4 protein-coding genes are annotated in these 5714 nt (G+C 65.8%); 2 read left to right on the top strand and 2 right to left on the bottom strand.

Annotated features, from left to right (window positions below; all coding sequences use genetic code 11):
* Positions 1 to 1157: type II and III secretion system protein family protein (locus KDJ86_RS16985; RefSeq protein WP_291748515.1), on the bottom strand; the 1157-nt coding region annotated here is incomplete at its 3' end.
* A 118-nt stretch (positions 1158 to 1275) separates the two neighbouring features.
* A complete protein-coding gene (gene cpaB, locus KDJ86_RS16980; RefSeq protein WP_291748512.1) occupies positions 1276 to 2196 on the bottom strand; it encodes a Flp pilus assembly protein CpaB in 921 nt (306 codons plus the stop codon).
* Between the two features lie 266 nt (positions 2197 to 2462).
* Between cpaB and KDJ86_RS16975 the strand changes: the two genes are divergently transcribed.
* Positions 2463 to 3740: a hypothetical protein gene (locus KDJ86_RS16975; protein ID WP_291748510.1), complete on the top strand. Its 1278-nt coding sequence runs from the start codon at positions 2463 to 2465 to the stop codon at positions 3738 to 3740.
* 102 nt (positions 3741 to 3842) lie between these two features.
* Positions 3843 to 5714: DNA topoisomerase IV subunit B (locus KDJ86_RS16970; RefSeq protein ID WP_291748507.1), on the top strand; the 1872-nt coding region annotated here is incomplete at its 3' end.

The raw sequence follows: 5714 nt of genomic DNA, 5'->3' as shown, positions 1-5714 counted from the left end.
TTGACCAGGAACGGCGTGACGATGATGACGAGATCGGTTTCGCGCCGCTGGTAGGCCTTCGATGAGAACAGCGCACCGAGCACCGGGATCTTGCCGAGCCCCGGCACACGCTGGGTCCCCATGTCGTTGTGACTTTGCAAAAGGCCGGCGATCATGAAGCTCTGGCCGTTCTTCAGGTCGACCGATGTCTTGGCGCGGCGCACGACGAAGCCCGGCACCGAGATGTTGCCGACCTGATAGGAAGCCGAAGTGTCGATGGACGAGACTTCGGGTTCGATCTCGAGGCTGATCAGGCCGTCGCTGAGCACGGTCGGCGTGAAGTCCAGGCTGACGCCGTAGCGCTTGTATTCGATCGTGATGGTATTCTCCTCGCTCGCCACCGGGATCGGGAATTCGCCGCCTGCCAGGAACGATGCCCGTTCGCCGGAGCGCGCGATGAGGTTCGGCTCGGCGAGACGACGGGCGACGCCGCGATCCTCCAGCGCCTCGATGGCGAGATCGATGGATAGTCCGCCATTCATGTAGGTGGCGATGACTTCGGTGGCGGGGATGTTGTTGGTCGCCTTCGGCCTGGCGTTGAACGACACGGCGCTGCCGCCGGGCATCGCATATGTCACGCCCAGTTCAGAGCCCAGTTCCTGCCCGACCTGGCGATTGATCTCGACGAAGCGGACGTTGAGCTGGACCTGTTGCGACGACGAGATGTTGACCGAGTTGATGATCTCCTCCTGACCGGAGAAGCGGCTCGCAATGTTCTTCGCCTTCTCGGCGGCCACCGAATCCTCGGCCGAGCCCGAGAGCACGAGCCGGCCATTGGCCGATCCGACCTTGATGTTGGTGCCTGGCACGGCTTCGCGGATCGTCGTCGCCAGCCGGTCGGTGTCGAGCGTGACCTCGATATCCAACGTGCCGACGAGCTGCTTGTTGGTGTCGAACAACGCGATGCCGGTCGTCCCGAGCTGGTTGCCGAGTACATAGAATGAGCGGTCGGTGAGTGGATTGACGTTGGCGATCTCCGGATCGCCGATGACGATCTCGTAGAAAGGCTGGCTGGTCTTGATCGTCCGTGGCTTGCCCTTGGCAACCTTGATCGACGATGCGCGCCCGGCCGCGATCTGCACGACGCCATCCTGGGCGCCGGCATCGACCACCGGCATCGCAAACACGAGCGCGGCAACCAGTGCGACGGTCCGCCAGAACCCGCCACCGCGCCGCAGCGCCTTGCCTTCGTTCAACTTGAACATCTTCAGTCCCCTCGCCGGCCGCCCGGCTCCCCTATTCCTGTGGAGGCGTCACGACCTGGTAGCTCTTGGCCTCCAGTCCCCGCGTGACGATCACCGTCGTGAATTTCTGCTTCTCGGGCTCCTCGGCCTTGACCTTCTCGATCATGGAGCCCGCGGCATCGCTGAACTTTTTGGCGACCGATCCGCCAAAGGAAGAAATCGTGACGAGACCGGCCGCCGCCGTTCCGCCCTCTCCAGCGGAGCGCAACAGCAGCGACATCGAGCCGACATTGCGGGCGAGCGCGACCTTCTGCGCGCCTTCCGCGTTGACTTCGATGGTGACCGAATCCGTTACCCTGGGACCCGTCTGACGCTCGTCGGCACCCTGGCCGACGCTCAGGACCTTGACGTTCTCGACGACTATTTCGGTGGTGATCGTCGAGCCCGAAGCGCCTTTGGCATTGCCCTCGACCTCGCGGATGTTGCCGGCATTGCGCGTCAGCACCACGTCGACCCGGTCGCCCGGGGTGATGAATCCGCCGACGCCGGCGATCTCGTCCACCTTGATGGTGACGGCGCGCATGCCGGGCGCGAGAATGTTGGACAGCGTGGCGCGGCCGTTCGGTCCGGACAGCTTGGCGAGCAGCACCGGCTCGTTGGTCTCGACCGGCGACAGCACGACCCGCCCGCCTTCGGACAGCAATGCGTCGACCGTCGGAAACGCACCGTCGGGCAATGCGTCCTGCGGCCAGGGAATTTCCTCAAGCAAAGCCGGTTCGAGCGTCATACCGAAGCGAAGCGGCGCCTTGGCCACGACGATCGATTTGAATTCGACCTTCGGCGCCTCGGCAACGACAGGCTGGGGCCGGGCCTGCGACCGAGCCGCGCTCTTGAGCCATATGTCCGCGGCGAATATCGATGCCGCGCCAAAAATGGCGGCGATGCCGATCATGGTGATGATTTTACGCTTCACGCCCCAATGCCCTTCAGTCGGATTCCGGCTGTTGATCCGTGTCACGCTAGGGACGAGTCCTAAAGAATTGGGCATGGCCGAGCGCCGAAGCGGCCGTTATCATTCCGCGTGGTTATCCGCGGCTAAAGACGATCGCTAAAAGGTGACTGAACCGGCGGACGAATCGCCAAACACGAGTGCAGAGCGGACGTTGGCGCCGCTGGTCGGAGGGGAGACGGGCGCGTGCAGGCTGACAGCGAATGCGGTTAACCTCCTTCGAGCACTACATGTACGCCGACGACAGGCGGCCGGCGCCGATGACCTTTTTCGTGCGCGCCGGCTTTTCGGGGCGGCCCGACCCGACGCGGATGCGCACTGCCATCCGCCATGCGCAGATGCGACATCCACTCACACGGGCGGTCATCTCCGGCAGGCGACAGGCCCGCACGCGCGACCTCCACTGGATCGAGGCGCCGCAGCCGGAGCCTTACATCGCTTTTGCCACGCAGGCAGGACCGATCGACTATCCGGGCGGCGAACCCTATCTCGATCTCCGACGGGAAGTCGGCCTTCGCTTCTTCTTCATCGAAACCGACGCCAACCGATCGGAACTGTGGATACAGGTCCATCACGCGGTCTGCGACGGGATCGGCATCACGCGCTTTCTGGAAGACGTGCTGGCCGAATATGCCGCTCCCGGATCGGCAGGCGCTCCGCCAGACCGCATCGAACTGGATGCAGCACTTCTCGAACGCCGGTCCGAGCCGGGGCTTGGGCGGCGCGAGCGCCTCGCACGCCTGCCAATCGACATTCTGCGCGGCCTGAGGTTGTTTCGGCCCGCTTCGCCCGTGGCCTCATCGCAAGGCGGCGCCAACCGCGACCCCGCGGCGGGCGGGCAGCCGTTTCCCGCACACCGGTCGCTGGACATCACGCCGGACGGCATCGACCGCCTGCGGTCGCTGGCCCGGGCAGCTGATGGAACCCTGAACGATCTTCTCTTGCGCAACATGTTCCTGGCGATCGACGCGCACAACCGCGCATCGGGCGGGCCGCGGCCGGTCCGGCTGTCGATGCCGACAAACCTGCGCGACGCAAAGCTGGCGGCGATGCCGGCCGCCAATGTGGTTGGCATGGCCTTTCTCGGGCGCAGGCCGGCGGCGTTCGAGGATGCTGACGGGCTTCTCCAAGGCATCGTCGCCGAGACACGACACATCAAGCGCCATCGCGCCGGCCTGACGCTGCACCGGGCGGTTTCCGCCTTCGGGGCGATCCGGGGAGGCCTCGTCTGGGTCTGCGGACCGGGTCACTGCCACTCGACGGCCGTGCTGAGCAATCTCGGCCGGGTCTTCCGCGATAGCCCTCTCGCCGGAACGGACGGGATCATGCGCGCCGGCGACCTTGTGCTGGACAGTTACGACCTGCTACCTCCGATCCGGCCCCTCACCCATCTGGCTGTCGGGGTCGTGGAGAATGCTGGCGGGCTGCGCCTCAGCGCGCACTTCAACGCCTCGGCAATAACTCCCTCCGAGGCCGAACGCATCCTCGAACATGTGGCCGGAGGATGATCCGGCATACTGCGCCGAACGGAACGGGAACCTCGCTCGCGCCGCCATCTGAAAAATGCCACTATCGGCGGTGATTCGCAGACTGGAAAGCGGCAACTCTGAATGGACGACAATAACGACCTTTTCGGCGCCCTGCAGGACAAGCCGGCGCCCGCGGAACGTGTCGACCCGATTGTCCGGGAGGCGCAGCGCCGCCCGGCGCCGGCGAAGGATGCCAGCGACAATTACAGCGCGGCGGACATCGAGGTGCTGGAAGGCCTGGAGCCGGTGCGCCGGCGCCCGGGCATGTATATCGGCGGCACCGACGAGAAGGCGCTCCACCATCTGTTCGCCGAGGTCATCGACAATTCGATGGACGAGGCCGTCGCCGGCCATGCCACCTTCATCGAAGTCGAGCTCGACGCCGACGGCTTCCTCGCTGTGACCGATAACGGGCGCGGTATTCCCGTCGATCCGCATCCCAAGTTCAAGTCCAAGTCGGCGCTCGAGGTCATCATGACCACGCTGCATGCCGGCGGAAAGTTCGATTCCAAGGTCTACGAGACCTCCGGCGGTCTGCACGGCGTCGGCGTGTCCGTCGTCAACGCGCTTTCGGAGAAGCTGGAGGTCGAGGTCGCGCGCGGCCGCAAGCTCTACCGGCAGGATTTCTCGCGCGGCGTACCGAAGGGCGGGCTTCAGTCGCTCGGCGAGGTCCACAACCGGCGCGGGACCCGCGTCCGCTTCAAGCCCGACGCCGACATCTTCGGCGCTGGCGCCCGGTTCGTTCCGGCACGGCTCTACCGCATGGCGCGGTCGAAGGCCTATCTGTTCGGCGGCGTTGAGATCCGCTGGGTCTGCGACCCCTCGCTCCTGAAGGAGAAGGACGAGACGCCGGAGCGCGCGACGTTCCACTTCCCCGGCGGGCTGAAGGATTATCTGGCGGCCTCGCTCGACGGCGAGATGCAGGTGACGCGCGAGCCGTTTTCGGGGCGCAGCGAGAAGCCCGGCGGGCACGGCTCGCTCGAATGGGCCGTCACGTGGTACACCGGCGACGGGTTCTTCAACTCTTACTGCAACACCATTCCCACCGCCGAGGGCGGCACGCACGAGGCCGGCTTCCGCAACGCGATGCTGCGCGGCCTGCGCGCCCATGCCGAGCTGATCGGCAACAAGCGCGCCTCCGTGGTGACCAGCGAAGACATCATGGTGTCGGCGGCAGGCATGCTGTCGGTGTTCATCCGCGAGCCCGAATTCGTCGGCCAGACCAAGGACAAGCTCGCGACGGTCGAGGCACAGCGCATCGTGGAGAACGCGGTGCGCGACCCGTTCGACCACTGGCTGGCCGACAATCCGCAGGAAGCCACCAAGCTGCTCGACTGGGTGATCGCGCGCGCCGACGAGCGGCTCAGGCGGCGCCAGGAGCGCGAGGTCAACCGCAAGAGCGCGGTGCGCAAGCTGCGGCTGCCGGGCAAGCTCGCCGACTGCACGCAGAACGCGGCGGCGGGTGCGGAACTGTTCATCGTCGAGGGCGATTCGGCCGGCGGCTCGGCGAAGCAGGCGCGCGACCGCGCCAGGCAGGCGATCCTTCCGCTGCGCGGCAAGATCCTCAACGTCGCCAGCGCCGGGCACGACAAGCTGACGGCCAACCAGCAGATCTCCGACCTGATCCAGGCGCTCGGCTGCGGCACGCGGTCGAAATACCGCGACGAGGACCTGCGCTACGACCGCATCATCATCATGACCGACGCGGATGTCGACGGCGCGCACATCGCTTCGCTGCTGATCACCTTCTTCTACCAGGAGATGCCGCAGCTCGTGCGGGGAGGCCATCTCTACATGGCGGTGCCGCCGCTCTACAGGATCAGCCAGGGCGGCAAGACGATGTATGCCCGCGACGATCGCCACAAGGACGAGCTGCTGGCGAGCGAGTTCAGCGGTCGCGGCAAGGTCGAGATCGGGCGCTTCAAGGGCCTGGGCGAGATGCTGGCGAGCCAG

Source organism: Bauldia sp. (assembly GCF_020442045.1).
GTDB lineage: Bacteria > Pseudomonadota > Alphaproteobacteria > Rhizobiales > Kaistiaceae > Bauldia.
Note: the sequence above shows the minus strand (reverse complement) of the source record. Positions and strands in the feature narration are given on the sequence as shown.